The sequence below is a fragment of the Pectobacterium peruviense genome (genome assembly GCF_002847345.1).
In the GTDB taxonomy this organism is placed as follows: domain Bacteria; phylum Pseudomonadota; class Gammaproteobacteria; order Enterobacterales; family Enterobacteriaceae; genus Pectobacterium; species Pectobacterium peruviense.
This window is the reverse complement of the sequence record NZ_LXFV01000018.1, coordinates 1-26,805: the sequence shown is the minus strand read 5'-3', so window position 1 is coordinate 26,805 and position 26,805 is coordinate 1. Positions and strand designations below refer to the sequence as shown.

Genomic DNA, 26,805 nt, shown 5'->3' with positions numbered 1-26,805 from the left:
TTAACGAAATCGGACAGCAAGTAAGCACTCTTTATGATTAACAACGTCATTTCACCGGAATTTGATGAAAATGGGCGCCCGATGCGTCGTATCCGCAGTTTTGTCCGCCGCCAAGGGCGTTTGACCAACGGGCAACAGCTGGCGCTGGATAACTACTGGCCGGTGATGGGCTTGGAATATCAGACCGAGCAGGTAGATTTTAACGCGCTATTTGGGCGTGACGCTCCCGTGGTGCTGGAGATTGGTTTTGGGATGGGCGCATCGCTGGTGACGATGGCGGCACAGCATCCCGAGCAGAATTTCCTCGGTATTGAAGTTCACTTGCCGGGCATAGGGGCGTGTCTCGCTTCCGCACAGGATGCGGAAATCAGTAACCTGCGCGTGATGTGTCACGATGCGATCGAAGTTCTGGTTAAGATGATCCCTGATGGTTCATTGTCCATGGTCCAGCTCTTCTTCCCAGATCCGTGGCACAAAGCTCGCCATAATAAACGCCGTATCGTGCAGGTGCCATTCGTCGAACTGGTGCAGAGTAAATTGAAAGTTGGCGGTGTGTTCCATATGGCAACAGATTGGGAACCTTATGCGCAACACATGCTCGAAGTGATGACGTCTGTCGCCGGGTACCGTAATCTTTCCGATAATAATGAGTACGTTGTGCGGCCGGAATCCCGTCCGCTGACGAAATTTGAAGCACGCGGCCAGCGTTTGGGGCATGGCGTGTGGGATCTGATGTTTGAGAGGATAAAATAAAATGGCACAAGCTCGTAGCCGTCGTTTGCGTAAAAAACTTCACATTGATGAGTTTCAGGAATTAGGTTTTTCGGTCAGCTTCCGCTTCCCAGAAGGCACTGATGTGGAAGACATCGATAAGCTGATGGATAAGTTCGTCGACGATGTCATTGAACCAAAAGGGCTGGCATTTGAAGGCAGCGGTTATTTGCTCTGGGAAGGACTGGTCTGTCTGCAAAAAATTGGTCACTGCACCGACGAGCATCGCCAACTGGTTAGCCGCTGGTTGGAAGAGCAGAAACTGACAGACGTGAAAGTCAGCAATCTGTTCGATATCTGGTGGGATCTGCCAGAACACCTGCTGTAATCCTTGGTCTTATCAAGGAATGCCTGAGCTGATTCTGGCTCAGGCGTTATCTGCCTCATCAAAGGGCGCATTGCCGCTTTCTCGCCACTGTCGTTGTTTTCTTCAGGAGAAAATATGTCGCGTAAAATGACCTTGGGTTTATTGATGTTGCTGTCCTGGCAAGCCCAGGCGGCTTACCAGTGCAACGTGAACCCGCAGGACGACATTATTATCAGTCCGCAGCACGTACAGGTTGTGGGTGCCAGCGGCAATTTACAGCTTTCTCCACAGGGCGATATTGTCCGTAACGGAACGCCATTGACCCTGAACGCCGAACAGCGCCAAAAATCCAAAGCCTATCAGACGGATTTACGCCAACAACTGCCGTGGATCGACCAGGGAGCGCAGCAGCATCTGGAAAAAGCGCGAGTCGCACTGGATAAAGTGATTGTGCAGGAGCTTGGCAGCGACAGTAATGTGCGCAATCGTCTGACTACGCTGGATAAACAGCTCAAACAGCAGATGAACCGTATTATCGAACACCGCAGTGATGGCCTGACGTTCCACCATCAGGCGATCAAGCAGGTTGAGCAAGATGGCAAGCAGATCGTGCAGCAAAGCATGGGCGGCGTCTTGCAGGACAGCCTGAACGAAATGGGCGTAAAACAGATGTCCAGTGGCGGCAATCCGCTACAGGCGATGATGGGTAACCTCGGCGGTTTGCAGAAAGCGATTCAGGCCGAGTGGAATAATCAGGAACTGGAGTTCCAGCGTTTCGGCAATGACGTATGTAGCCGCGTTACGTCGTTAGAAGACCAGCGCAAGAGCCTATTGCAGTCGCTGAAGTAAGCGCGCAGTAGATCTACATATATTGCTGTGCATCTACAAACATTAAAAAACCGGGCGATGCCCGGTTTTTGCGTTTACGGTGCTGGGAACGTGAAGCGGCGGTGGATGGCTTCTAGTTCATCGAGAATCTCGCCGTCCAGCGTCAGGTTCTGGCTATCCAGGTTGATTTGCAACTGTTCCAGCGTGGTTGCGCCCAGCAACGTACTGGCAACGAACGGCTGCTGACGAACAAACGCCAATGCCATCTGTGCTGGATTCAGACCGTGCTTTTGCGCCAGTGCGACATATTCGGCAACGGCTGCCTGAGCCTGCGGGCCGGTATAGCGGGTGAAGCGGCTAAATAGCGTGTTGCGGGCATCTGCGGGTTTCGCGCCATTGAGGTATTTACCCGTCAGCGTACCGAACGCCAGTGATGAATAGGCGAGCAGTTCCACACCTTCATGCTGGCTAATTTCCGCTAAGCCAACTTCAAAACTGCGGTTCAGCAGGCTGTAGGGGTTCTGAATCGAGACGATGCGCGGCAGATCGTGTTTTTCCGCCAGATGCAGATAGCGCATCACGCCCCACGGCGTTTCGTTGGAGACACCGACATAGCGAATTTTACCGGCACGCACCTGCTCATTCAGCGCTTCCAACGTTTCCAGCAGCGTCACTACCGATTTGTCGTCGGTATATTGCGGTTTGTCATCAGTATATTGATAGTTCAGCTTGCCAAAGCAATTGGTCTGGCGCTGTGGCCAATGCAACTGGTAGAGATCGATATAGTCAGTGTTCAGGCGTTGCAGGCTGGCATCCAGTGCTGCACGGATGTTTTTCCTGTCTAATGCTTGTTGCGGACGAATGCTGTGATCGTTTCCGCGCACAGGGCCGGAGACTTTGCTCGCCACGATCAATTTTTCACGTCCGCCACGGGATTTCAGCCAGGAGCCGATATAGCTTTCGGTTAATCCCTGTGTTTCTGGGCGAGGAGGAACGGCGTACATTTCTGCTGTGTCAATCAGGTTAACACCTGCGGCAATGGTTTGATCTAACTGAGCATGAGCGTCTGCTTCGCTGTTCTGTTCGCCAAAGGTCATCGTACCAAGACCCAGCACGCTCACTTCTAAAGAACTATGGGGAATACGGTGATATTGCATTGCCAGCTTCCTTATGTCTGAAAATAGCAGGCGCATTTCCCATCATCTCCGCATGATTTGCTGCGATTCCAATGAGTTTGGGAAGACACACCTGAATTCGACTATAACGAAGCAGTGACGAGTGGGGAAGTCTCTTCTGTTATCCCTTTCGGATTATTCTTGATAGTACTACCCGATGTGAGGTGATCGTTTCGGGCTGGCTGCGATCTCAACGCTGCACGATCTGGGAGACTTGGTCGCTGTTGATTTGTTTCTGGTTACCTTGCTCATCGGTATAGCTAAGTAAGCCAGTATCTTTATCTAACACAGGTTTCCCCTGTGTCAGGAGCATTTGCCCCTCTTTTGTCGCCATCACATAGTTACTGGAACAACCCACAAGGGTGAATAATAACGCCAGTGTTACCGCCATTTTCATCCGTTTTTTCATCATATCAACCTGTTAATAAATGCAAAATCTAAAGTGAGTCTAGCAAATGGTCGCGGGGGATAACGTAGGAATAATGGAAAAAATGCGTATAGAGGGAATTAATGTTGTGTAATCAGGCGGCAGGTTGCCGCCTGATGATGACGTCTTTATCAATAAAGCGCGTTATGCGGCGATTAGTGCGCCGTTTTTTCTTTCTTACTACGTAACAGGTTCAATGCCTCGACTGACATCGAGAAGAACATGGCGAAGTAGATATAGCCTTTTGGTACGTGAACGTCGAAGCTTTCCAAAATCAGTGTGAACCCGACAAGGATCAGGAATGATAAGGCCAGCATTTTGACGGACGGATGGCGTTCAACAAACTCGCCGATAGGGCGTGCGGAGAACATCATCACGAGAACGGCGATAATCACGGCGGCCATCATAATAAACAGATGGTCAGACAGGCCGACGGCAGTGATCACCGAATCCAGGCTGAAGATAATATCCAACATCATGATCTGCACGATCGCACCAAAGAAAGAGTATGTCTTGGAGGTATGATCTTCTGAACCGCCTTCGACCGTTTCGTGAATTTCCATGCTGGACTTCCAGATCAGGAAAAGCCCTCCGAAGAACAGAATCAGATCGCGAGTGGAAATTTCATTGCCTGCTACGGTAAACAGCGGGTCGGTCAGACGCATTACCCAAGCGATAGACGCGAGTAGCCCCAGACGCATAAACATCGCACCCATCAGACCGATACGGCGAGCTTTGTTTTGCTGGGCTTTAGGTAATTTGGCGACAACGAGGGACAGGAAAATAATGTTATCGATCCCAAGAACGATTTCCAGAATAGTCAGCGTTCCCAATGCCAACCATGCGTTCGGATCAACAATCCAATCAAACATTATATCAATACACCTTAAACGAAACGTAAACGATATTATACTCTGCCAGCTCGGTGCGTAGGCAAGTGAAAGTGTGATGTCGTGAAAAGATACTCGTCATACTTCAAGTTGCATGTGCGCTGGTGTCCCTTTTTGCTCTGGGTCGGCATCAGGCGTTTCCCTGAGTCGTATTCCTTTGTCGCACGATATGCGGCATATGGCATATCGTGGGGTCTATAAGGCTAGTGTACGATGAAGCGCCATGCTGATGAAGTAGGACGCTAATAGAACATAGCGCTAATGAAATTTAATGCTAATGAAATTCAGTTGCTGAGCTGCATGAAGTGGCGGGCCAGTAGCGGCGCGGTAAAGGTTTTTTTCAGGTAGAATCCGCGCGGTAAGGTGAGAATCGGTTGACCAAATTCGCCAATGGCCTCTGTTAATGCTCGACTGTTTGCCGCTTTGGGGCGTAATTGCAGTACTTCGCCATGTCGGGCGGTGATGCTTTCTACCCGGCCAAGCACAATCAGGTCCATCAACTCTTCCCAGTCACAGCGTAGCTGTTCCTCTTCTTCTTCGTTTGGACTCCAGATCAGCGGCGTGCCAATACGTCGTTCTCCCAGCGGAATGTGACGAGAACCTTCCACCGGAATCCACAGTACCCGAGCGAGCTTGTGTCGTACGTGGCTGCTTTCCCACGTTACGCCGCTATTACCTGTTAACGGAGCGACGCAGACGAAGGTGGTTTCAAGCGGTTTACCCTGTTCATCAATAGGGATGGTTTTTAGCTCGATACCAATTTCAGGGAAATCCTGCTCGGGTTTGCTGCCTGCGCTCGCACCTAGAAAACGTTCCAGCAAGATGCCAATCCAGCCTTTATCGCGTTTCAGGTTAGCGGGAAGAGGTAGGAGAGCGATGTTTGCTAATTCTGCAAGATTATAGCCTGCGAGGGACTGTGCACGTTGCAGCAAGGCTTGTTCATTTTGCGGTGCAGCCGTGTGAACCGAGGGTGAATTCATAGCATATCGCCCGATATTTTTTCGCTCAAAAAAAACACAACAAATGGAAAATACAAATGTACAACCTGTAAGGTTGTGGAGAGAAACAATAATAGCATGATTCGTAGCGTTTTTTTTCAGTGTGATGGCGATCACTGAACGCAGTTTTACAAACTGTGCACGTATAGCCACCGACAATGAACAGGATCTTACACTAGGTTATCCACAGATTTCTTGGATAACCCACGTAAACATGGATTACTGGTTCCATTTACAGCCTTGACTCGCAGCATTTTTGCTGTGTTTGCCTATTTATTGCCTGAGTTTGAAACATTCCCTGTGGATAAAATCGGCATAGTGCGATCTTTCGCCAATATTGCATTGTATGCCATTTGAACAAAAATAAAGGGGTAGTCATTTCAATTAAAAAGGTTTGTAATTTTATGAATAAAAAGAATTATTTTTTAATTGTTAGTGGTTTTTTTTCTTTGTGGAAAATGAGTTTTACTCACTTCTTCATGGGTTCTGCACAAAGATGTCCACAGAAAAAGTGAATAAACTGCGGGTTACAGCCTTTACATGTTTATAACTTCGATCTTATCTGTGGGTTATCTTACTTTTATTAGTATCACATGCTTTCTAAGCAGTGGTTTACCGCCTGACGGGAGTGTGAAACAATCAGGTCATCTTTGCATTGATGTTTATTGAGGTAGTCCGGTGATCGATGATGATGGCTACCGCCCAAACGTTGGTATTGTAATTTGTAATCGGCAGGGGCAGGTGATGTGGGCCCGGCGCTATGGTCAGCACTCATGGCAATTTCCACAGGGGGGAATTAACCCCGGTGAAAGTCCCGAGCAAGCGATGTTCCGCGAACTGTTTGAAGAAGTCGGGTTAAGAAAAAAGGATGTGCGCGTGTTGGCATCTACCCGTAACTGGTTACGCTATAAATTACCAAAGCGTTTGGTGCGTTGGGATACAAAACCGGTCTGTATCGGCCAAAAGCAGAAATGGTTTTTGCTACAGTTGATGTGTAATGAGTCGGATATCAATATGCAGAGCAGCGGCACGCCGGAATTTGATGGCTGGCGCTGGGTGAGTTACTGGTATCCGGTACGTCAGGTCGTCTCTTTTAAGCGAGATGTTTATCGTCGCGTGATGAAGGAATTTATCAGCCCGGTGATACTGCTTCAGGAGAGTGTTGCGGCTCGGGTGGCGACTCCATCCGGTCCCCGGCGAAAAAGAGGGTAATTCAGGCACATTATGCTCACGCGCTTGCGAGAAATTGTCGAAAATGTTGCGGCAACGGCCCGCCTTAGTGATGCGCTGGACATTCTGGTCAATGAGACCTGTCAGGCTATGGACACGGAAGTCTGTTCCATTTATCTGGCCGATCACGATCGTCAATGCTACTACCTGATGGCGACGCGCGGGTTGAAAAAGCCGCGTGGTCGCTCGGTTACGCTGGCATTTGGGCAAGGCATCGTCGGGCTGGTCGGGCAACGTGCTGAACCCATCAATCTGGCCGACGCTCGCACACATCCTAGCTTCAAATATATCCCCGCGGTCAAAGAGCAACATTTCCGTTCTTTTCTCGGTGTTCCCATTATTTACCGTCGCCACCTGCTGGGTGTGTTGGTTGTTCAGCAGCGTGAACATCGTCAGTTTGATAAAAACGAAGAATCGTTCATGGTGACGCTGGCCACGCAGATGGCCGCTATTCTTTCTCTTTCGCAGATAAAAACGCTCTTCGGTCAATACCGCCAAACGCGCGTTAAGGCGTTGGTCGCTGCACCCGGCGTGGCGATTGCCCCCGGCTGGCAGGATTGTACCCAACCTTCTCTGGAACAGGTTTTCCCCGCATCCAGTTTGGACAGCGAACGCGAGCGCTCCCGTTTAACGCAGGCATTAGAAGAGGCGACGGCGGAATTCCGTCGCTTCAGCAAACGCTTCAACGCTAGCGCGCAGAAAGAGAGCGCGGCGATTTTCGATTTGTATTCGCACTTGCTGAATGATGCGCGTCTCAAACGTGAACTGTTTCAGGAAGTGGATGCGGGTAATGCCGCCGAGTGGGCTGTCAAACTGGTGATTGAACGTTTTGCAGCGCAGTTTACCAATTTGCAGGACACCTATTTACGCGAGCGCGCTGGCGATCTGCGTGCGTTAGGGCAACGCCTGCTCTTTCATCTCGACGATAACGCGCAAATCATGGGGCAATGGCCTGAGCGCTTTATCCTCGTTGCGGATGAATTAACGGCCACGCTGCTCGCGGAACTGCCGCCGGAGCGGCTGGCGGGCGTCGTTGTCTATGACGGTGCTGCCAATTCGCATGCGGCGATTCTGGTTCGTGCCATGGGCATTCCTACGCTGGTTGGCGCGGACATTCAGCCCGAGCTGCTGCATCAGCGACAGCTGATCATTGACGGCTATCGCGGTGAGTTGCTGGTCGATCCCGAACCGGTGCTGGTGCAGGAATACCAGCGTCTACTTACGGAAGAAAACGAGCTGACTCGTCTGGCCGAAGGCGAGATGGAGCAGCCCGCCGTGCTGAAAAGCGGTGAACGTATTCAGGTCATGCTGAATGCGGGGTTAAGCGCTGAGCATGAGAAACGCTTTATCAATCAGGTCGATGGTGTTGGGCTGTATCGCACGGAAATCCCTTTTATGCTGCAAAGTGGGTTTCCGTCCGAAGATGAGCAGATGGCACAATACCAAAGCATGTTGGATCTTTATCCTACGCGCCCTGTGATGCTGCGTACGCTGGATATTGGTGCGGACAAGCCGCTGCCTTATCTGCCTATTAGCGAGGAGAATCCATGTCTCGGCTGGCGCGGGATTCGTATTACGCTCGATCAGCCTGAAATCTTTCTGATTCAGGTGCGTGCCATGCTGCGTGCGAATGCGCATATCGGTAATCTCAATATTCTATTGCCAATGATCAGCAGTCTGGATGAAATCAGTGAGGCACGTCGCCTGATCGATCAGGCCGCAAGCGAGGTTGAGGAATTACTGGGCTTCCCACAGCCCAAGCCGCGGATTGGGATCATGATCGAAGTGCCATCGATGCTGTTTCTGCTCCCTCATCTGGCTTCCCGTATCGATTTTGTTTCGGTTGGTACCAACGATCTGACGCAGTATCTGCTGGCTGTGGATCGTAACAACGCCCACGTAGCATCACTCTATGACAGCCTTCATCCTTCGATGTTACAAGCGCTGAATATGATTGCTGTCGAGTGCGAACGACATAATATTCCGCTTTCCGTGTGCGGTGAAATGGCAGGGGAAGCGCTTGGCGCACTCCTGTTGACCGGGCTGGGTTATCGCTCTCTCAGCATGAATGGGCGCAGCGTTGCGCGAATTAAATATTTGCTGCGCCAAATTACGCTGGCTGAGTCACAGGCGCTGGTGAAGCAATTGCTGAATGCACAGAGTGCGACGGAAGTCCGACAGTGGGCGGCGATCTTCATGGAAGAGCGTGGGCTGGGCGGTTTGATTCGCGGCGGGCGCTAATGCGTAACTCAGGTAAGTGATTCTGGTGAGTGACAAATCTGCCGAAGGTAGATTTAAACGCTGCTTGCAGCGGCTCCAACGGGGCGAGGCACACGCCGGTGTGCTGAGTAGCGCAGCCAACGCGCATGCAACTTGAAGTATGACGAGTATAAATGTTTTACAGAACTTTTCCCCACAGCGAGCAATGAGCACGGGCGCGTATGCTATGATTCGCCACCGCGGTTTGCAGGAACGGATTCATTCTCCTGCCTTTTGCCTATCAATGACGATCCCGAAAGCAGGGATAACACAATAAAATATGTGGTGAATGATGACGACAAGCTATCTGGCGTTTCCTCAGTTTGATCCAGTGATTTTCTCAATTGGCCCGTTGGCGCTGCACTGGTATGGGCTGATGTATCTGGTGGGTTTTGTATTTGCCATGTGGTTGGCGGTGCGTCGGGCGAATAAACCGGGTAGCGGTTGGACCAAGGATGAAGTCGAAAACCTGCTGTATATGGGGTTCCTTGGGGTCTTCGTCGGTGGGCGTCTGGGCTATGTCCTGTTTTATGCCTTCCCGTCATTTCTTGAAAATCCGCTCTATCTTTTCAAAGTCTGGGATGGCGGTATGTCGTTCCACGGCGGCTTAATGGGCGTTATCTGCGTCATGCTGTGGTTTGCTCATCGAACCAAACGCCATTTCTTCCAGGTTGCGGATTTTATTGCGCCTCTGATTCCTTTTGGACTCGGTGCTGGCCGCTTGGGCAACTTTATCAACGGCGAACTGTGGGGGCGTGTCACGACAGATATCCCATGGGCCATGCTGTTTCCTGGCTCGCGTAGCGAAGATATGATGCTGGCCGTCAGCAATCCGCAATGGCAGACGATTTTCAATCAGTTCGGTATGCTGCCGCGTCATCCTTCCCAGCTGTATCAAATGATGCTGGAAGGCGTAGCACTGTTTATCATTCTGAACCTCTTTATTCGTAAATCTCGGCCAATGGGCAGCGTGTCGGGGCTTTTCCTTATCTGCTACGGCATGTTCAGGATTATTACCGAATTCTTCCGCCAGCCGGATGCGCAGTTGGGTCTATTTGGCGACCTTTTCAGCATGGGGCAAATCCTGTCGTTGCCAATGGTGATCGCCGGTATTCTGATGATGGTTTGGGCGTATCGCCGTCAGCCTGCACAGCAATAATCCGCTGTCCTTCTTTAATATTTGTGGTGAGGTAGTATGAAACAGTATCTGGATCTGATGAAAAAAGTGCTTGAAGAAGGCACGCCGAAGGCCGACCGTACCGGTACGGGCACGCGTTCCATTTTCGGCCATCAGATGCGTTTCAACTTGCAGGACGGGTTTCCGCTGGTTACCACCAAAAAATGCCACCTGCGTTCGATTATCCATGAACTGCTTTGGTTCCTGAACGGCGATACCAATGTTGCTTATCTGAATGAAAACAAAGTCAGTATTTGGGACGAATGGGCAGATGAGAACGGTGATTTGGGGCCGGTTTACGGTAAACAGTGGCGTTCGTGGGGAGCTGCAGACGGTCGTCAGATCGACCAGTTGAAGAATGTCCTGACCCAGTTGAGACAGGATCCTGATTCTCGCCGTATTATCGTGTCTGCTTGGAACGTGGGCGAGCTGGACAAAATGGCGCTGGCACCGTGCCACGCGTTTTTCCAGTTCTACGTGGCGGATGGCAAACTCTCTTGCCAGCTTTATCAGCGTTCATGCGATATCTTCCTCGGCCTACCGTTCAACATCGCCAGCTATGCGCTTCTAGTGCATATGGTGGCGCAGCAGTGCGATCTGGACGTCGGTGATTTCGTCTGGACCGGCGGTGACACGCATCTGTACAACAACCATATGGAACAGACGCATTTACAGTTGAGCCGTGAACCGCGCGCGCTGCCTAAATTGGTGATTAAGCGCCGCCCGGATACGCTATTCGACTATCGCTTCGAAGATTTTGAAATCGAGGGATACGATCCGCATCCCGCCATCAAAGCGCCAGTGGCAATATAAAGCCTTTCACTGTTTCTTAGGGCCGCGTAATGCGGCCTTTTTTGTTTCCTCGTTTTCCCATCTCCCCGCATATTTTCCCTGTTGTTACATCGTTGCAGTAAAACATTGCGAACCGCCGCGTATAGCGCTGTTAACACGCTGTTTTTGCGGATAGCACTCACTATCCTGATGCCATGAAAACAGGGAATCGACAACAGCGGGGATTTACCTTGCTTGAATTATTGGTGGTGCTGACGATCGTGGCGCTGATGGCTGGCGGCGGCCTACATGGCTGGATTCAATATCAGCAGGCCATCCGTCTGGAACAGAGTGCGCAGCAACTGCTCGACTTTTTGAGTCGGGTTCAGGCCAATGCCTACTGGCATAACGAAACCCGGACGGCGAAGCTGATACTACAGGGGGCGCTGTGGTGCATGGTGGCTGGGCAGAATGAAAAACAGGCAGAGGAAGCATGTCGTGAGAACCACCCGCGACAGTTTGTTCGCCGCACACAGGATGTCGTGTTGGCAAAGTCTACCAGTAATGTTTTCACGTTCTTTGGCTTACGTAACGCCGCACAGGCTGGGCACATCTCGTTGTCGAACTCTGCGGGGCAACTGCGTCTGGTTATCTCGGTGAGGGGGCGCATTCGTCTGTGCAGTGAGTCGCAAGCTGTCTTGGCGATTCCGCTATGTTGAGGCAGAAAATGTTGAGACAGAACGTGTTAAGACAAACGGGGTTTAGGTGTGAACAACGTGGCTTCACACTGCCGGAAATCCTGTTGGCGTTGAGTTTAGGTAGCCTGATTATGCTGTCGGCAGCGCAGTTGTACCCTCTGTTACGCAGCCAAAGTCAGGACAGTGCGCAGCTTTTCCGACTGGAACAGCTATTCAGTCAGGTAGCGATGGGGATTGAGAAAGATATCCGTCGGGCGGGGTTTTGTGCGGGAACGTGTCAGGGAAAGGCGATCAGTATGGGGAATTATCCGGGAGAAGCGGAAAACAGCTGCCTGAATGTCTCTTACGATCTGAACCGGAATGGCGTGTGGGATGGTGGAGAGCAGCAGGATGCCGAGTCTTTCGGCTATCGTCTGCGCGGCAGGTCGTTGGAAATTCAAAGCGGGGCGCATAACTGTCAGGGTGACAGATGGGAAAAATTGTTTGATCCGCAGGAGGTGGTGCTCACGGCGTTCCGGTTACAGCGTTTGTCTACGCAGAATGATGTGGCGTTGTACGAACTGCAACTGGCTGGCTATTGGGCCAAACGCCCCGCCGTTCGGCAGCATACCTCTCGCATTATTCTCGGTCGTAACCAATGATAAAAGGAAAGCAAGAAGGGAGTGGAACGCTGGCTATGGTGCTGCTTATCGCTATTATCGGCCTGCTGTTAATGTCAGGTTTGCAACGCCAGCTTGATGCTGCCATTCAGATGGGAAGCGATGAACGGCACTATCTGCGAGCCTTCAATCAGGCATTGTCCTCGCTGAACTGGGGAGTAGGGCAGCGCTGGGGCGCGCTAACGGAAAACTGGCAGTGTCAGCAGTTGTCGGCAGATCCGTTGGTGGTGTGCCTGCGTGCGGCCTCGGATGGGGGGCAAGGGTTACTGCGTGGTGACGGCGCGATCCCTGCTTCGCCGCGACCATTGAGGCTGTACCAGCGTGTGTCATTTTCGGCACTGTCGTCGGGCCAAATTACTATTCAACCATTAGGTAATGGTTGGTTAGACTTTTGCCCAGATAAAGATGTTGCGCACTGTGATGCAACGGAGTAACGCAGTGAACAACAGATTCGTGAGTTATCAATCGGGTTTCAGCCTGCCGGAGACGCTGGTGGCAGCGTTGTTGTTTGCCGTATCGCTGATGGGGTTACTGCAATATCACCAGATCTTGCAACAGTCATTTCAGCACCAGTTGCAACAGCGCCAGGCCTGGCGGTTGGCTATACAACAGCTTGAAGCCTATGAAGCGGGTGTGCCGTATCATCCGTTCAACCTTGATGATTCGGCGTCTTCTTCAGGTAAAAACTGGCAGTTTAGCCTGTTAGAACAGCAACAGAGCGGAGAATGCCGTCAGGTAACGGCAAGAGTCATGACGCCACGTCGCTATCAGGCTACACTGAACCGTTGGTTTTGCCTGTCATCACCTGTCATCACCTGTCAGCTAAATATGCCTGGCAAACTATACCCTAAATAATTCGAGTTGCAGGCAGGCGGCAACCGCACGACAAATCGGTCTAAGACCGATTTGAACAGCGCTAGCGCTGGCCCGAAGGGTGAGTCTCATTTATGAGGCTCATTAATCCCCGAGAGCTTACACCAGTAAGTGATTGGGGTGAGTAAGAGAAGCCAACGCACATGCAGCTTGAAGTATGACGGGTATATGAATGATCAATCGTAAGCAGCGGTAGCAGGAGCCAGAATGTTTAGAATCTATCACTCCAATCAGTTGGATATCTTGAAAGAACTGATGGTTGAGCTGATAAAACGTCAGCCGCTTATGGATCCTTTCCAGCAGGAAGTGATTCTGGTACAAAGCCCTGGGATGGCGCAGTGGTTGCAAATTGAACTGGCTGCGGACTTTGGGATTGCTGCCAATATTCAATTCCCCTTGCCCGGCGTTTTTTTGTGGAATATGTGTCGCCATGTGCTGCCGGATATTCCAAAAGAAAGCGCCTTTAGTAAGGATGCGATGACGTGGAAGCTCATGCATTTGCTGCCTGATTTGTTGGAACAGCCTGATTTTTCTGCGCTTAACCACTATTTGCAGGATGATGATAACCAGCGCAAGTTGCACCAACTTGCCGGACGCGTGGCGGATCTTTTCGATCAATATCTGATTTATCGCCCTGATTGGATTAAAGCATGGCAAGAGGGGAAACAGGTTGACGATCTCGGGGGAAATCAGCTGTGGCAGTCGGCACTGTGGCGCGCACTGGTGGATTACACGCGTGAACTGGCACAGCCCGAATGGCACCATGCGATTCTGTACCAACGTTTTATTCATGCATTAGAACATGCAAAAACATGTCCTAACGGTCTGCCGCCACGCGTTTTTATCTGCGGTATCTCCGCGTTACCTCCGATCTACTTACAGGCGTTGAACGCACTGGCGCAGCATATTGATGTGCATCTGTTATTTACCAATCCCTGCCGCCATTACTGGAGTGACATTCAGGATTATAAATTTCTGGCGAAGCTAAAAGCCCGCAACCGCCGCTTACATCGCTTTGGCCGCGAGCAGTCTGATGAGACTCGCCCGCTATTTCGCGACCCTTCACAGGCTGAAACGTTGTTCAATGATGACGGTAAACAGTCGATTAATAACCCGCTGCTGGCATCGTGGGGAAAGCTGGGTCGCGATAACCTGTATCTGCTGGCCGAATTGGATAACGTGCAAGAAATCGATGCCTTTGTGGAGTCGGATGGTGAAAATCTGCTGCAAACTTTGCAGCGCGACATCCTTGAGCTGGAAGATCATGCGGTCGTGGCGGTAAGCCACGAGACACAAAATACCAGCACGCAAAAGCGTTTGTTGGTACCCGATGATCGTTCGATTGATTTTCATGCCTGTCACAGTCCGCAGCGTGAGGTTGAAGTGCTTCACGATCGGCTGTTGGCCATGATGGCAGACGATCCTGAACTGATGCCGCGCGATGTGATCGTGATGATGGCAGATATCGACAGCTATACGCCGTTTATTCAGGCGGTGTTTGGCAATGCGCCGGATAACCGCTACCTGCCTTTTTCCATTTCCGATCAGCGTGCGCGACATGCGCATCCTGCGTTGCAGGCGGTGATCAGTCTGTTAGATTTGCCCACGAGCCGTTTTACGGCGGAGCAGGTTTTGGCGTTGCTTGAAGTGCCCGCACTGGCTGCCCGTTTCGGTATTCAGGAAGAAGGGCTACGGCGTTTGCGCCTGTGGGTAGTGGAATCGGGCGTGCGCTGGGGATTGGATGATGACAACGTACGTGATCTGATGCTGCCGCCAACGGGGCAGCATACCTGGCGCTTCGGCCTGACGAGGATGCTGCTGGGCTATGCGATGGATAGCCAGGTTGGCGACTGGCAGGGCGTGCTGCCTTATGATGAATCCAGTGGACTGATTGCTGAGCTGGCTGGTCAACTGGCCGAACTGCTGATGCAGATTCATCAATGGCGTGAGCGCCTGTCCCAGCCACGTTTGCTTGTCGATTGGTTACCGCTATGCCGAGAGCTGATCGAAACCTTCTTTGATGCGGATAGCGAGACTGAAGCGGCGCTGGCGCTAGTTGAAAAACAGTGGCAGCACGTGATTGGCATGGGCACGATGGCGCATTATCCGCAACAGGTGCCGATATCTCGGTTACGTGATGAACTGTCACGGCGTCTCGATCAAGAACGACTTAGCCAGCGTTTTCTGGCCGGTGCTATCAACTTTTGTACGTTGATGCCTATGCGTTCCATCCCCTTCAAGGTCGTGTGTTTACTGGGTATGAACGATGGTGTTTACCCTCGGACGCTGCCGCCGCTTGGGTTCGATCTGATGGGGCGGAAAATCAAGCGCGGTGACCGTAGCCGACGTGACGATGACCGCTATCTGTTTCTTGAAGCGCTCCTGTCGGCACAGCACAAACTCTACATCAGCTATATAGGACGCTCGATTCAGGATAATACGCGCCGCTATCCTTCCGTATTGGTCAGCGAACTGACGGAATATATCGCGCAGAGTTATGTCCTGCCGGGCGATGACGCGCTGGATATCGATAGCAGCGCCGAGCGCGTGGCGAAGCACCTTTGCCGTGAGCATAGCCGTATGCCTTTTGATGCGCATAATTTCCTGCCTGTACCGCAACCGTTGAGTTTTGCGGCAGAGTGGTTGGCGGCGGCGAACCGAAAAGGGGAGGCCCAGCCTGATTTCGATCGTGAAGCACTATCCAAAAGAGCAAGTGATAGCGATGTCAGTCTGGACGATCTGAAGCATTTTTATCGTCACCCCGTGCGAGCCTTTTTTCAACTGCGGCTTGGCGTAAGCTTTATGCTGCACAGTGACGAACTATTGGATGAAGAGCCTTTTGTCGTCGATAGTCTGAATCGTTATCAATTGAATAGCGAGTTACTTAATACCTTGATTAATGAAGGTGATACGGAAAAACTGTACCGTCGTGCCAGAGCTGCGGGCGAATTGCCCTACGGCGCGTTTGGCGAAATTTACTGGCAGGAACAGCAGCAGGATATGGCGCAGTTAGCCGCGCGTGTACGTGATGAATTAACGCCGTCGCTGTCGGTGAGCCAGGAAGTGGATATTCTCCTTAACGGCATGCGTGTCAGCGGATGGCTGAATCAGGTTCAGCCGGATGGTTTGCTGCGTTGGCGTCCCGGAACGCTTTCCATGAAGGATGGTATTACGCTGTGGCTGGAACATCTGGCCTATTGTGCAACGGGTGGACAGGGAGAAAGTCGGCTGTATGGGCGGGAAGACACGGCATGGCGCTTTGCCGCACTGTCGGAAGCGCAGGCCAGAGAACATCTGAGCGTCATGCTGGATGGATATCGTCAGGGAATGAGCAAGCCGCTGTTACTGCTCAATAAAGCAGGGAGCGCGTGGCTGGCTGAATGTTATGATCGTGAAAGTGATAGCTTGCGGTCAGATGACGAGACGCAGAATAAGGCGCGTGCCCGCTTGCTGCAAGCCTGGCAGGGCAACATGGGAATGCGGGGTGAAGGTGAAGATTATTACCTGCAACGCATTATTCGTGAGTTGGATGAAAAACGAATGAATGAGGTGATTGAAGCGGCGCAAATCTGGCTACTGCCGCCGTTCCGCTCTAATCTGGCTTGATGAATGTGTTTTGAATAATGTCTGTGTAGATTTCGAGGTGCGAAAAGATAACGCACTGCAACGTGAAAAGTGATGGATATGAGGTTGGAGAATTGCATGCGTAAACAGTGGGTCTGGATTACCGGGTGGTTTCTTTTATTCACATTCTGGCTTCCGGCGAGTTGGGCTGAAACGGGTTGGCAACCGCTGGCTCAGACGATTCGAAAAAGCGAAAAAGATCCGCGACAATATCAGGCGATCAAACTGGATAACGGAATGACGGTTCTGTTGGTTTCCGATACGCAGGCACCCAAGTCGCTGGCATCACTGGCGCTGCCGATTGGCTCGTTGGACGATCCCAATAACCAACTCGGGTTAGCGCACTACCTCGAACACATGGTGCTGATGGGCTCGAAACGTTACCCAGAACCAGAGGCGCTTTCCGAGTTTTTGAAAAAGCACGGTGGTAGCCACAATGCGAGCACGGCCTCTTATCGTACGGCCTTTTATCTGGAAGTGGAAAACGATGCGCTGCGGCCTGCCGTGGATCGGATGGCCGATGCTATCGCGGAGCCGCTGCTCGACCCGGTAAACGCCGATCGTGAGCGTAATGCAGTTAATGCGGAATTGACGATGGCGCGTTCACGTGACGGTCACCGCATGGCACAGGTAGGGGCGGAAACATTGAATCCGGCGCACCCAAGCGCACGTTTCTCTGGCGGTAATCTTGAAACCCTGAGCGATAAACCCGGCAGCAAACTGCATGATGAGCTGGTGAAGTTCTACCAGCAATACTACTCAGCCAACCTGATGAAAGGGGTGATTTATAGCAATCAACCTCTGCCTGAACTGGCGAAACTGGCCGTCGATACATTCGGGCGTATTGCCAATCACAATGCCAGCATCCCTGCGGTTACGGTTCCCGTAACGACGGAGAAGCAGCGTGGCGTAATGATTCACTATGTTCCTGCCCAGCCGAGAAAACAGCTGCGTATTGAGTTTCGCGTCAGCGATATTAGCCAGGAATTCCGTAGCAAGACGGATACCTATATCAGCTATCTACTCGGCAACCGTAGCCAGAATACGCTCTCTGACTGGCTGCAAAAGGAAGGACTGGTTGAGTCTATTGGTGCCGGTTCTTCACCGATAATCGACCGCAACGGCGGCATGTTCGCTATTTCAGCCTCGCTGACCGATAAAGGTCTGGCGCAGCGTGATGAAGTGATTGCAGCCATATTCCGTTACCTGCAACAAATCCGTACCGAGGGAATTCAGCAGCGTTATTTTGATGAGATCGCACATGTTATGGATCTGGATTTCCGCTATCCGTCCATTAGCCGGGATATGGATTACATCGAATGGCTGGTTGATACCATGCTGCGCGTGCCGGTCGAGCACACGCTGGATGCACAGTATGTCGCGGATCGCTACGATCCGAAGGCTATCGCCGCACGACTGGATGAGATGACGCCGCAGAATGCGCGTGTTTGGGTCATCAGCCCGAATGAGCCGCATAATAAGGTCGCCTATTTTGTCGATGCGCCGTACGAGATGGATAAAATCCCGTCTGCGACCTTTGCAAAATGGAAAACGCTGGGTCAGAAAATGTCGCTGTCGTTGCCGACGATAAACCCTTACATCCCAGATGATTTCTCTCTGATCAACGCGGATAAGGCGATGACTAAACCGACGCTCCTGCTGAATCAGCCGGGGTTGCGTGTGCTGTACATGCCAAGCCACTACTTCGCTGATGAGCCAAAAGCAGAGATCACGCTGCTTCTCCGTAATCAGGAGGCGCGCAGTACCGCACGTAATCAGGTGCTGTTTGCGTTAAACGATTATCTGGCCGGTCTGGCGTTGGATGAACTAAGTTATCAGGCGTCGATTGGTGGCATCAGTTTCTCCACCCGCAGCAATGATGGCCTGGTGATTAGTGCCGATGGCTATACCCAACATTTGCCACGATTGCTACTGACGTTGGCGGATGGCTATGCTTCCTTTACCTCGACGGAAGCGCAGTTGGAGCAGGCTAAATCCTGGTACTTGCAGCAGTTGGATGCCGTCGAGAAATCAAAAGCCTTTGAACAGGCGCTACAACCGATTCAGGCCGTATCGCAACTGCCTTACTTTGAGCGTGGTGAACGCCGTAAGCTGTTGAAGGATATCCGTTTACAGGATGTGGTTAACTACCGCAACGATCTGTTGCAAAAAGCCACGCCGGAAATGCTGGTCGTCGGTAACTTGACGCCGGAGCGGGTAACCGAATTGGCGAACACGCTGAAAGCGCATCTGAAAGCCGGTGGAGAAAATCTGTCGCGCAGTGATGATGTTAAAGTCAGTAAGCCTCAGCTTGCTAACCTACAGCGCCCGGGCAGCAGTACGGATTCCGCGTTAGCGGCGGTGTATGTACCGACTGGTTATTCGGAAACGGAAAGCATGGCCTATGGCTCAGTACTGGGGCAGATCGTCCAGCCTTGGTTCTATAGCCAACTGAGAACGGAAGAGCAGTTGGGCTATGCGGTGTTTGCCTTCCCGACGACCGTTGGCCGACAGATGGGCATCGGCTTCCTGTTGCAGAGCAATAGCAAACAACCTGCTTATTTGTACCAGCGCTATGAAGACTTTTTCCTGAAAGCGCAAAAGCGACTGCGTGAGATGAGTGAAGAAGAGTTTGCGCAGTATAAGCAAGGCGTGATGAATGAACTGAGCCAGCGTCCGCAAACATTGGGCGAAGAGGCTAGCCGACTGCGTCGCGATCTGGATCGGGAAAACTTTGCTTTTGATTCGCGTGAGAAGTTGCTCGAACAAATCAAGCCGCTGACGGTGAAGCAACTGGCGGATTTCTTCCAACAGGCGCTGAAGCCTGAAGGTCTGGCGGTGCTGTCGCAGGTTTCTGGTAGCCATCATGGTAAAGCTGACTATGCTGCACCGAAAGGATGGCATACCTATGCTGATGCGTCTTCATTGCAGAAAACGTTACCGCGTGAGAAAGCACCCACGATGATCCCTGCACCCGTAGCACAGCCAGCGGCATCGGAAGCTGTCAGTAAGGTTTCAGCAGAATGAAAAATGCCGCGCCGCAATCATTAGACGTCATGACGTTGCCGCTCTTAGGAGAGCGGCTGATTGAGGCGTCGGCAGGAACGGGGAAAACCTATACGCTGGCGGCGCTCTACCTACGTCTGCTGCTGGGGCTAGGTAAGCAAGCCGCGTATCCACGCCCGTTACTGGTCGAGGAAATTCTGGTTGTGACCTTTACTGAGGCTGCGACCGAAGAGCTACACGAACGTATCCGTGCCAGAATTCACGCGTTGCGCATCGCCTGTCTGCGTAAAAGTGCGCAGGGTGACACGGCGCAGGAACCTAAGGATACCTCGCTAGCACAACTGCTGGCGGAGATTTCAGATCACCGCGAGGCCGCCGATGTATTGCTGGCAGCCGAACGGCAAATGGACGAGGCAGCGATCTACACGATCCACGGTTTCTGCCAACGTATGCTCAGTACCAATGCGTTTGAATCCGGCGTGCTTTTTGAACAGGTGCTGATAGAAGATGAACAGCCGTTACGCCGTCAGGCCTGCGCCGATTTCTGGCGTCGCTACTGTTATCCGCTGCCGGTAGAAGTTGCGCGTATTGTCGGTCTGGAGTGGAAAGGACCGGAGAATTTGCTGGCCGATCTGGCGCCTTATCTGCACGGTGAAGCGCCTGCGTTTCGCTTGCCGCCAGAAGAGGACGAAACGTTGCTGAGTCGACATGAGAAAATCGTGGCGACCATCGACGCTTACAAACAACGCTGGCTGGCGTCAGCAGCGGATTTGGAAGCGCTGATTAGTGCTTCTGGCGTTGATAAGCGCAGCTATAGCAGCAAGCACCTTCCCAACTGGCTACAGAAAGTCACACAGTGGGCTGAGCAACCGACGTTGGATTATCAACTGCCGAAAGATCTGGTGAGGTTTGCCCAGCAAACGTTAATCGAGAAGACGAAGAAAGGCGAACCGCCCGTTCATGCCATCTTTGAGGCAACAGAGCGACTGCTAGAAACGCCGCTATCACTGCGTGATTTGGTCATTGTACGCGCGCTGTCGGCAATCCGAGATTCTGTGCGTGAAGAAAAACGACAGCGTGCGGAACTGGGGTTTGACGATCTGCTGAGCCGTCTGGATGACGCATTGCAACAGCCGAGTGGGGAGCAACTTGCCAGCGCCATTCGTGAGCGTTATCCGGTGGCAATGATCGATGAGTTTCAGGATACCGACCCCCAACAATATCGTATTTTCCGCACGCTTTATGTCGGACAACCACAGTGTGGCCTATTGCTGATCGGTGACCCTAAGCAGGCCATTTATGCATTTCGCGGTGCGGATATTTTTACTTACATGCACGCGCGTGGAGAAGTGGCCGCACATTATACGCTGGGCACGAACTGGCGTTCATCTCACCAGATGGTACGTGGCGTTAATCGTCTTTTTGAACGTATTGAGCACCCTTTTATTTTTCACAACATCCCTTTTTTACCGGTCAAACCTGCGGAATCTAAGCGCGGTTTGGTGTTTGACATCGCCGGACAGCCTCAGCCTGCGCTGCAATTCTGGCTAACGGGTGAAGAACCGATTGGCGTCGGGGATTATCAGCAGCAGATGGCGCGCCAGTGTGCGGCACAGATTCGCGACTGGCTGGCAGCCAGCCAGCGCAAAGAGGCCTGGCTGGTAACCGATGATTCCCGGCGTTTGGTTAAAGCCTCTGACATGAGCGTGCTGGTGCGTAGCCGACGTGAAGCCTCGCTGATTCGTGATGCGCTGAGCCGTTTGTCCATTCCGTCGGTGTACTTGTCCAATCGGGATAGCGTGTTTACTACGCCTGAAGCCAGCGATATGTTGTGGCTATTGAAGGCGGTGTTGGCACCCGAGCAGGAGCGCACGTTACGCAGCGCCATGGCGACGGCTCTAATGGGGCTGGATGCCGAACAGGTTGATGCCTTAGGGCAAAGCGAAACCGCGTGGGATGCGCTGGTGGATGAGTTTGCTGGCTACCGTGCGCTGTGGCGCCAACGTGGTGTATTGCCAATGCTGCGTGCGCTGATGAGCCACCATCAACTGGCGGAGAACCTGCTGGCGAGCGCTGAGGGAGAACGCCGTATTACCGATATTCTGCATATTGGTGAATTATTGCAGGATGCCTCGGCAACGCTCGACAGTGAACACGCACTGGTGCGCTGGCTATCGCAACAGATTGTCCAGCCTAATCCGCAGGCAGAGAACCAACAACTGCGTCTGGAAAGCGACCGCCATCTGGTGCAGATCGTGACGATCCATAAATCGAAAGGGCTGGAGTATCCACTGGTTTGGCTACCTTTCATCAGCAATTTCCGCGTGCAGGATCAGGGGATTTATCACGATCGCGATAGCTATCAGGCCGTGTTAGATCTGCAAAATAATGAAGAAAGCCAGACGCTGGCGGAAGAAGAGCGGTTAGCGGAAGATTTACGTTTGCTGTATGTCGCACTAACCCGTTCTATCTACCACTGTAGCGTTGGTGTCGCGCCCGTTCAGAGGTCGCGTAAGAAAGATGGCAGTAGTGATATGCACCACAGTGCGCTGGGTTATTTGCTCCAGCGGGGTCAAGAGGCGGATGTTGCCATCTTGGTCAGCGAGCTTAAGGGAATGGTGGGTGACGGTGTTGCATTGACTCCGCTACAGACAACGGAAGCGCAGCGCTGGCAACCGGATCAACCAGAGTTGGCAGAATTGCAGGCTCGTCATATTGAGCGCCAACTGCGCGACGGCTGGCGAGTGACCAGCTATTCGGGGCTTCAGCAACACGGTTCAGCAAACGCGCAGGATCTGGTGCCGCGTCTGGATATTGAAGCGATAGGTGAACGTCAGGAAGTGGGGGAAACCCAATTGACGCCGCATACGTTCCCGCGCGGCGCGAGTCCGGGGACGTTTTTGCATAGCCTGTTTGAAACGCTGGATTTTACCCAACCCGTTGATGATGACTGGCTGGCTGAACAGTTGCAGCTTCAGGGGTTTGAAGCGCACTGGCATCCGGTGTTGAAGGCGTGGATGGATACGCTTTTGAATACGCCACTTAACGAGCAAGGAATTACGCTATCGGCGCTGGATAATTCGGATAAGCAGGCTGAACTACAGTTCTATATACCGATTAAGGCACCGATACAGGCAGCGCAGCTTGATCGGTTGGCAAAGCACTACGACCCGCTATCCGCACAGTGTCCGGCGCTCTCTTTTCAGCAGGTTAAAGGCATGCTGAAAGGGTTTATCGATCTGGTCTTTCGCTGGGAAGGACGTTACTACCTGCTGGACTATAAATCCAACTGGCTTGGTCCTGATGCCAGTGCCTACACCCAGACTGCCATGGCTCAGTCGATGGCCGAGCACCGCTATGACTTGCAATACCAGCTTTACGCGCTGGCTCTGCACCGCTATCTGCGTCATCGCATTGCGGATTATGACTATGAGCGCCACTTTGGCGGCGTGTTTTATCTGTTTTTACGCGGCGTCGAGGATTCTCATCCCGGTAATGGCATCTTTGCTTTTCGTCCTTCTGCTGAATTTGTTTTCGGGCTTGATGCGTTGTTCGAAGGCGATTTTTTCAACGGTGACGTGTTCAACGATGATGTGTTTGGGGGAAAGGCACCTGATGATGCTGACACAGGAGTTTCGTCATGATTGCCTTGCTTGAAATGGCGCAGGCGCAGCGGTTGCTGCGCGCTCTGGATATCCAGTTTGCCAGAATGTTGGCAGATGATACGCAGCCTGAACTGCTGTTGGCGGCCGCCTGCCTGAGTGCACATTCGGGCGCGGGGCATGTGTGTCTACCGTTGGAGAACTTGCAGGCGCAGACGCTATTTGACGGTCGTGAACCTGAACTGGCGCAACAGTTGATCACCGAGTCAGGGATCAACACGGTTGCTGCCTGGCAGCAACGTTTGCTGGCGTCCGATGCCATAAGCGACGGTAGCAAACCTACGCCTCTGGTGCTGCAAGGCGAAAAACTTTATTTACAGCGTAGCTGGCAGAGTGAAGGGCGCGTGGCGCAGTTTATCGCCAGCGAGCGTGATACGGTGTCGGTCGATGAACCTGCGATTCGGGCGGTGCTGGATCGGCTGTTTCCTGATACGGGCGAAGAGATTGATTGGCAGAAAGTGGCCGCCGCTGTTGCCCTGACGCGCCGTATTGCGGTTATTTCCGGTGGACCGGGGACGGGGAAAACGACGACGGTTGCTAAGCTGCTGGCGGCGCTGATTGAGCTGAATACAGGGGAGGCGTTACGTATTCAATTAGCTGCGCCTACCGGAAAGGCAGCCGCGCGGCTAACGGAATCGCTGGGGTTGGCATTGCACCGTCTGGCGGTGGATCAACGACAGCGAGATGCGTTTCCGAAGGAAGCGACGACGCTGCATCGCCTTTTAGGCGCAGTGACGGATAGCCAGAGACTGCGTCACCATCAGGGAAATCCGTTGCATCTGGATATGCTGATTGTGGATGAGGCTTCGATGGTCGATTTGCCGATGATGGCGAATGTGATCGCCGCGCTTCCGGTACAGGCCAGAATTATCTTTCTGGGCGATCGCGATCAGCTGGCGTCCGTCGAGGCGGGGGCGGTGTTAGGTGACATCTGTCGTTTTGCCGAGGCTGGCTATAGCCGTGCGCGGGCGCAGCAGTTGCAGCGGCTGACAGGCTGCGAACTGGATGAGAGCGGCTCGGAAGGACAGACGACGGTCAGTGACAGTATTTGTCTGTTACGTCGGAGCTATCGCTTCGATCCACATTCCGGTATTGGACAACTGGCGCTGGCGGTGAACGGCGGTGATGATGCCCGCGTGCGTGCGGTGCTGAACGGCGAGTTTGCCGATATCACCTGTAGCCCGTTAGCCGAGGCTGAAGAGTATCAGGCGATGCTGGTACAGTGCGTCGAAGGCTATCGTGATTATCTTGATCTTATTGCAGCGGGAGCGACACCGGATGCAGTGCTGCTTTCCTTTCAGCGTTATCGCCAGCTGTGCGCGTTGCGCGAAGGGCCATTTGGCGTAGCGGGACTCAATCAGCGCATCGAGCAGGCTTTGCATCAGTCTGGATTGATTCAGCGCAGTCGCAACCCACTTAACCGCTGGTATCCCGGTCGACCGGTGATGATTGGACGTAATGATGCTGCATTGGGTCTGTTCAATGGCGATATTGGTATCGCTATGATGGGTGAAAACGGGGAACTGCGCGTGTTTTTCCCCTTGCCGAATGGCGAAACCAAAGATGTTACGCCAAGCCGTCTGCCGCCGCATGAAACGGCTTATGCGATGACGGTACATAAATCGCAGGGATCGGAGTTCGATCATACAGCGTTGGTACTGCCGAACCACTATTTGCCGGTGCTGACGCGGGAGTTGGTATATACCGCTATCACGCGTGCGCGCCAACGCCTGTCACTCTATACCGATGTCCGAATTCTCTGTCGTGCGGTGAAAACACCCACGCAGCGCTATAGCGGGTTGGAAGAGAGGATTAGCGCGTTCATTAATGGCCTAAATAATTCGGTTTGAAAGGCAAGGTGTTAGCGTTTTGAACAACGCACATGCAGCACGCATATGCTGCTTGAAGTATTTCGGGGATAACCTCAGGCGGACTCGCGCTCAATGAGTGAAAAGCCGATATCCATGACGGGGGAGGGTACGTTTTTCCCCTCAATCTTTTCCGCTAACATTGCTGCGGCATCAGTGCCGATCTTCCAGCGATCGACCTTGACTGTGGTAATGCTTGGCGTGTTGTGCGCAGCGAAATCAAGATCGCCAAATCCCATCACTGCCAGTTGCTTCGGCACCGCTAATCCTCTGGCGGTGGCTTCGATAATCACACCCTGCGCAAGCGTATCGGAGCTGCAAATAATGGCATCAAAAGCTTCGCCATCGGCGAGAAGTTCGCTCAACCCCTGCCGCCCTAATGCCAGCGTCGCGGGCCAGGGGGCGATGGCTTCACGCACGTAGTTCCCCGTTTGTTGTATGACGTCGTAAATGCCTTTCTTGCGCAGTCCAGCGCGCGCGTCTTCCGTCCAGACAAGGCCGAAGCGCGAATGTCCCTTACCGATCAAATACTGCCCAATGGTATTCCCGATACTTTCATGGGAAAAACCGACCAGCATATCGAGCGGCGTCGGAGTCAGATCCCAGATTTCAACGACGGGGATGGCGGCGTTGAGGAGGAGTCGCTTGAGCTCGGGCGTATGGTGAATACCGGTGAGGACGATGCCGTCAGGGCGGCGCGAAAGCAGAGTGGCGACAATCTCCGCCTCGGATTCATTGGTATAGCCAGCGACGCACAACAGCATGTGATAACCGCGCGCGGCCAGCTCATCGCTGATCGCCTGAACGGTATCAACAAACATGCTGTTATTGATTTGCGGCACGACGACGGCAATGAGTTTGCTGCGTCTGGAAGCCAGTCCGCCCGCTAACATATTTGGGATGTAGCCCGTGGCACGGACGGCTTCTATCACCTTGTTCACGGTTTCCGCACGAACAATTTTCGGGTTGTTCAGGGCGCGGCTGACGGTCATGGGTGAAATGCCTGCGGCGCGAGCCACATCTTCAAGCGTGGGGGCGCGAGGCGGAGTGCTGCTGGCGTTCTTATCGCGTTTCAATCACAGGTTCCCTTTTGAGCTGCGCGCACATTCACATGTTGTGGGATTATCGTTGATGGTACATCGATTTTCCAGTCACCCGTGTTTTTAGCAAACTGCCGAATTTCTCGTTTTTTCGCGTTGGCAATTGAACTTCCCGCTTCGTATTTTCGTTTTATCCTCTTGCTTTTCGTGGTGATTGCGCAATCATTATTTGGTTGTTTGAGATATGTAATGGGCATTTTAATGATTAATTTGTGATCTATATTGCATGTTTTTTCTTCATTTATCGCTATCTTCCTTTTGGTTAATAAATGTTAGCGCAATCATTTTACGAGGTGAGATATGACCATCAGTGCAAATTCAGCGGCGGTTAGCTATGCAAAAGTCACGAACGTCAGAACGGCTGCCGAGTCGGGCGATCGAATCGAATGGGTAAAACTCTCTCTGGCATTTTTGCCGCTGGCAACGCCGGTTAGCGATGCGAAAGTGCTGACAGGCAGGCAAAAGCCGCTGACTGAAGTGGT

20 protein-coding genes and 1 pseudogene are annotated in these 26,805 nt (G+C 52.4%); 16 read left to right on the top strand and 5 right to left on the bottom strand.

What is annotated here, in order from left to right:
- Positions 1 to 33 precede the first annotated feature (33 nt).
- From trmB to A0G03_RS14300, 3 genes are all read left to right on the top strand, one after another.
- The gene (trmB, locus tag A0G03_RS14310) at positions 34 to 753 is read left to right on the top strand and encodes a tRNA (guanosine(46)-N7)-methyltransferase TrmB (RefSeq protein ID WP_048258985.1); all 720 of its coding nucleotides are present in this window, start codon (positions 34 to 36) and stop codon (positions 751 to 753) included.
- 1 nt (position 754) lies between these two features.
- Positions 755 to 1,099, top strand: coding sequence for a YggL family protein (locus A0G03_RS14305; RefSeq protein WP_048258986.1), 345 nt, complete (start codon positions 755 to 757; stop codon positions 1,097 to 1,099).
- A 114-nt stretch (positions 1,100 to 1,213) separates the two neighbouring features.
- Positions 1,214 to 1,927, top strand: coding sequence for a YggN family protein (locus A0G03_RS14300; protein WP_048258987.1), 714 nt, complete (start codon positions 1,214 to 1,216; stop codon positions 1,925 to 1,927).
- Positions 1,928 to 2,001: 74 nt separating this feature from the next.
- On the opposite strand, the gene A0G03_RS14295 is transcribed toward A0G03_RS14300, so the two are convergent.
- From A0G03_RS14295 to mutH, 4 genes are all read right to left on the bottom strand, one after another.
- Complete coding sequence (locus A0G03_RS14295) at positions 2,002 to 3,063, bottom strand: NADP(H)-dependent aldo-keto reductase (RefSeq protein WP_048258988.1); 1,062 nt, start codon at positions 3,061 to 3,063, stop codon at positions 2,002 to 2,004.
- Positions 3,064 to 3,271: 208 nt separating this feature from the next.
- Positions 3,272 to 3,478, bottom strand: coding sequence for a YgdI/YgdR family lipoprotein (locus tag A0G03_RS14285; RefSeq protein WP_081923380.1), 207 nt, complete (start codon positions 3,476 to 3,478; stop codon positions 3,272 to 3,274).
- Between the two features lie 185 nt (positions 3,479 to 3,663).
- A complete protein-coding gene (locus A0G03_RS14280; RefSeq protein ID WP_048258990.1) occupies positions 3,664 to 4,380 on the bottom strand; it encodes a TerC family protein in 717 nt (238 codons plus the stop codon).
- 302 nt (positions 4,381 to 4,682) lie between these two features.
- Entirely contained in the window at positions 4,683 to 5,378 is a 696-nt protein-coding gene (gene mutH / locus A0G03_RS14275; protein WP_048258991.1) for a DNA mismatch repair endonuclease MutH, read from the bottom strand.
- Between the two features lie 696 nt (positions 5,379 to 6,074).
- On the opposite strand from mutH, the gene rppH reads away from it, so the two are divergent.
- From rppH to recD, 12 genes are all read left to right on the top strand, one after another.
- On the top strand, positions 6,075 to 6,608 hold the full coding sequence (gene rppH / locus A0G03_RS14270) for an RNA pyrophosphohydrolase (RefSeq protein ID WP_048258992.1): 534 nt from the start codon (positions 6,075 to 6,077) through the stop codon (positions 6,606 to 6,608).
- 12 nt (positions 6,609 to 6,620) lie between these two features.
- Positions 6,621 to 8,867: a phosphoenolpyruvate--protein phosphotransferase gene (ptsP, locus tag A0G03_RS14265; protein WP_048258994.1), complete on the top strand. Its 2,247-nt coding sequence runs from the start codon at positions 6,621 to 6,623 to the stop codon at positions 8,865 to 8,867.
- 310 nt (positions 8,868 to 9,177) lie between these two features.
- Positions 9,178 to 10,044, top strand: coding sequence for a prolipoprotein diacylglyceryl transferase (lgt, locus tag A0G03_RS14260; RefSeq protein WP_048259024.1), 867 nt, complete (start codon positions 9,178 to 9,180; stop codon positions 10,042 to 10,044).
- Between the two features lie 36 nt (positions 10,045 to 10,080).
- A complete protein-coding gene (gene thyA / locus A0G03_RS14255; RefSeq protein WP_011092588.1) occupies positions 10,081 to 10,875 on the top strand; it encodes a thymidylate synthase in 795 nt (264 codons plus the stop codon).
- Positions 10,876 to 11,048: 173 nt separating this feature from the next.
- A complete protein-coding gene (locus A0G03_RS14250; RefSeq protein WP_048258995.1) occupies positions 11,049 to 11,552 on the top strand; it encodes a prepilin peptidase-dependent protein in 504 nt (167 codons plus the stop codon).
- Positions 11,553 to 11,560: 8 nt separating this feature from the next.
- Positions 11,561 to 12,172, top strand: a complete 612-nt coding sequence (locus tag A0G03_RS14245) for a prepilin peptidase-dependent protein (RefSeq protein WP_048259025.1) — start codon at positions 11,561 to 11,563, stop codon at positions 12,170 to 12,172.
- Positions 12,169 to 12,624 (top strand): YgdB family protein, encoded by a 456-nt coding sequence (locus A0G03_RS14240; RefSeq protein WP_241771480.1) that lies wholly within the window; start codon positions 12,169 to 12,171, stop codon positions 12,622 to 12,624. Before A0G03_RS14245 ends, A0G03_RS14240 begins: the two co-directional genes overlap by 4 nt.
- Complete coding sequence (locus A0G03_RS14235) at positions 12,611 to 13,045, top strand: prepilin-type N-terminal cleavage/methylation domain-containing protein (RefSeq protein WP_048258998.1); 435 nt, start codon at positions 12,611 to 12,613, stop codon at positions 13,043 to 13,045. Before A0G03_RS14240 ends, A0G03_RS14235 begins: the two co-directional genes overlap by 14 nt.
- Before the next feature lie 225 nt (positions 13,046 to 13,270).
- Positions 13,271 to 16,669 carry an exodeoxyribonuclease V subunit gamma gene (recC, locus tag A0G03_RS14230; RefSeq protein ID WP_048258999.1) on the top strand — a complete coding sequence of 1,133 codons (3,399 nt, stop codon included), beginning with the start codon at positions 13,271 to 13,273 and terminating at the stop codon, positions 16,667 to 16,669.
- A 96-nt stretch (positions 16,670 to 16,765) separates the two neighbouring features.
- Positions 16,766 to 19,714 carry a pitrilysin gene (gene ptrA, locus A0G03_RS14225; protein WP_048259000.1) on the top strand — a complete coding sequence of 983 codons (2,949 nt, stop codon included), beginning with the start codon at positions 16,766 to 16,768 and terminating at the stop codon, positions 19,712 to 19,714.
- Complete coding sequence (gene recB / locus A0G03_RS14220; RefSeq protein ID WP_048259001.1) at positions 19,711 to 23,337, top strand: exodeoxyribonuclease V subunit beta; 3,627 nt, start codon at positions 19,711 to 19,713, stop codon at positions 23,335 to 23,337. Before ptrA ends, recB begins: the two co-directional genes overlap by 4 nt.
- The gene (gene recD / locus A0G03_RS14215; protein WP_048259002.1) at positions 23,334 to 25,205 is read left to right on the top strand and encodes an exodeoxyribonuclease V subunit alpha; all 1,872 of its coding nucleotides are present in this window, start codon (positions 23,334 to 23,336) and stop codon (positions 25,203 to 25,205) included. Before recB ends, recD begins: the two co-directional genes overlap by 4 nt.
- Positions 25,206 to 25,279: 74 nt before the next feature.
- Here the strand turns inward: recD and A0G03_RS14210 are convergent, their stop codons facing one another.
- A complete protein-coding gene (locus tag A0G03_RS14210) occupies positions 25,280 to 26,299 on the bottom strand; it encodes a LacI family DNA-binding transcriptional regulator (protein WP_048259003.1) in 1,020 nt (339 codons plus the stop codon).
- A gap of 324 nt (positions 26,300 to 26,623) precedes the next feature.
- On the opposite strand from A0G03_RS14210, the pseudogene A0G03_RS14205 reads away from it, so the two are divergent.
- A pseudogene (locus tag A0G03_RS14205) lies at positions 26,624 to 26,805 on the top strand (L-talarate/galactarate dehydratase); the annotation flags it as partial.

What these genes read in the sequence shown, in the direction of transcription:
- A0G03_RS14280 (WP_048258990.1), bottom strand. Translation starts at nt 4,380, where the DNA reads ATGTTTGATTGGATTGTTGATCCGAACGCATGGTTGGCATTGGGAACG.
- mutH (WP_048258991.1), bottom strand. Translation starts at nt 5,378, where the DNA reads ATGAATTCACCCTCGGTTCACACGGCTGCACCGCAAAATGAACAAGCC.
- A0G03_RS14240 (WP_241771480.1), top strand. Translation starts at nt 12,169, where the DNA reads ATGATAAAAGGAAAGCAAGAAGGGAGTGGAACGCTGGCTATGGTGCTG.
- A0G03_RS14285 (WP_081923380.1), bottom strand. Translation starts at nt 3,478, where the DNA reads ATGAAAATGGCGGTAACACTGGCGTTATTATTCACCCTTGTGGGTTGT.
- A0G03_RS14235 (WP_048258998.1), top strand. Translation starts at nt 12,611, where the DNA reads ATGCAACGGAGTAACGCAGTGAACAACAGATTCGTGAGTTATCAATCG.
- A0G03_RS14300 (WP_048258987.1), top strand. Translation starts at nt 1,214, where the DNA reads ATGTCGCGTAAAATGACCTTGGGTTTATTGATGTTGCTGTCCTGGCAA.
- recB (WP_048259001.1), top strand. Translation starts at nt 19,711, where the DNA reads ATGAAAAATGCCGCGCCGCAATCATTAGACGTCATGACGTTGCCGCTC.
- recC (WP_048258999.1), top strand. Translation starts at nt 13,271, where the DNA reads ATGTTTAGAATCTATCACTCCAATCAGTTGGATATCTTGAAAGAACTG.
- A0G03_RS14295 (WP_048258988.1), bottom strand. Translation starts at nt 3,063, where the DNA reads ATGCAATATCACCGTATTCCCCATAGTTCTTTAGAAGTGAGCGTGCTG.
- thyA (WP_011092588.1), top strand. Translation starts at nt 10,081, where the DNA reads ATGAAACAGTATCTGGATCTGATGAAAAAAGTGCTTGAAGAAGGCACG.
- trmB (WP_048258985.1), top strand. Translation starts at nt 34, where the DNA reads ATGATTAACAACGTCATTTCACCGGAATTTGATGAAAATGGGCGCCCG.
- ptrA (WP_048259000.1), top strand. Translation starts at nt 16,766, where the DNA reads ATGCGTAAACAGTGGGTCTGGATTACCGGGTGGTTTCTTTTATTCACA.
- A0G03_RS14245 (WP_048259025.1), top strand. Translation starts at nt 11,561, where the DNA reads ATGTTGAGACAGAACGTGTTAAGACAAACGGGGTTTAGGTGTGAACAA.
- lgt (WP_048259024.1), top strand. Translation starts at nt 9,178, where the DNA reads ATGACGACAAGCTATCTGGCGTTTCCTCAGTTTGATCCAGTGATTTTC.
- recD (WP_048259002.1), top strand. Translation starts at nt 23,334, where the DNA reads ATGATTGCCTTGCTTGAAATGGCGCAGGCGCAGCGGTTGCTGCGCGCT.
- A0G03_RS14305 (WP_048258986.1), top strand. Translation starts at nt 755, where the DNA reads ATGGCACAAGCTCGTAGCCGTCGTTTGCGTAAAAAACTTCACATTGAT.
- ptsP (WP_048258994.1), top strand. Translation starts at nt 6,621, where the DNA reads ATGCTCACGCGCTTGCGAGAAATTGTCGAAAATGTTGCGGCAACGGCC.
- A0G03_RS14250 (WP_048258995.1), top strand. Translation starts at nt 11,049, where the DNA reads ATGAAAACAGGGAATCGACAACAGCGGGGATTTACCTTGCTTGAATTA.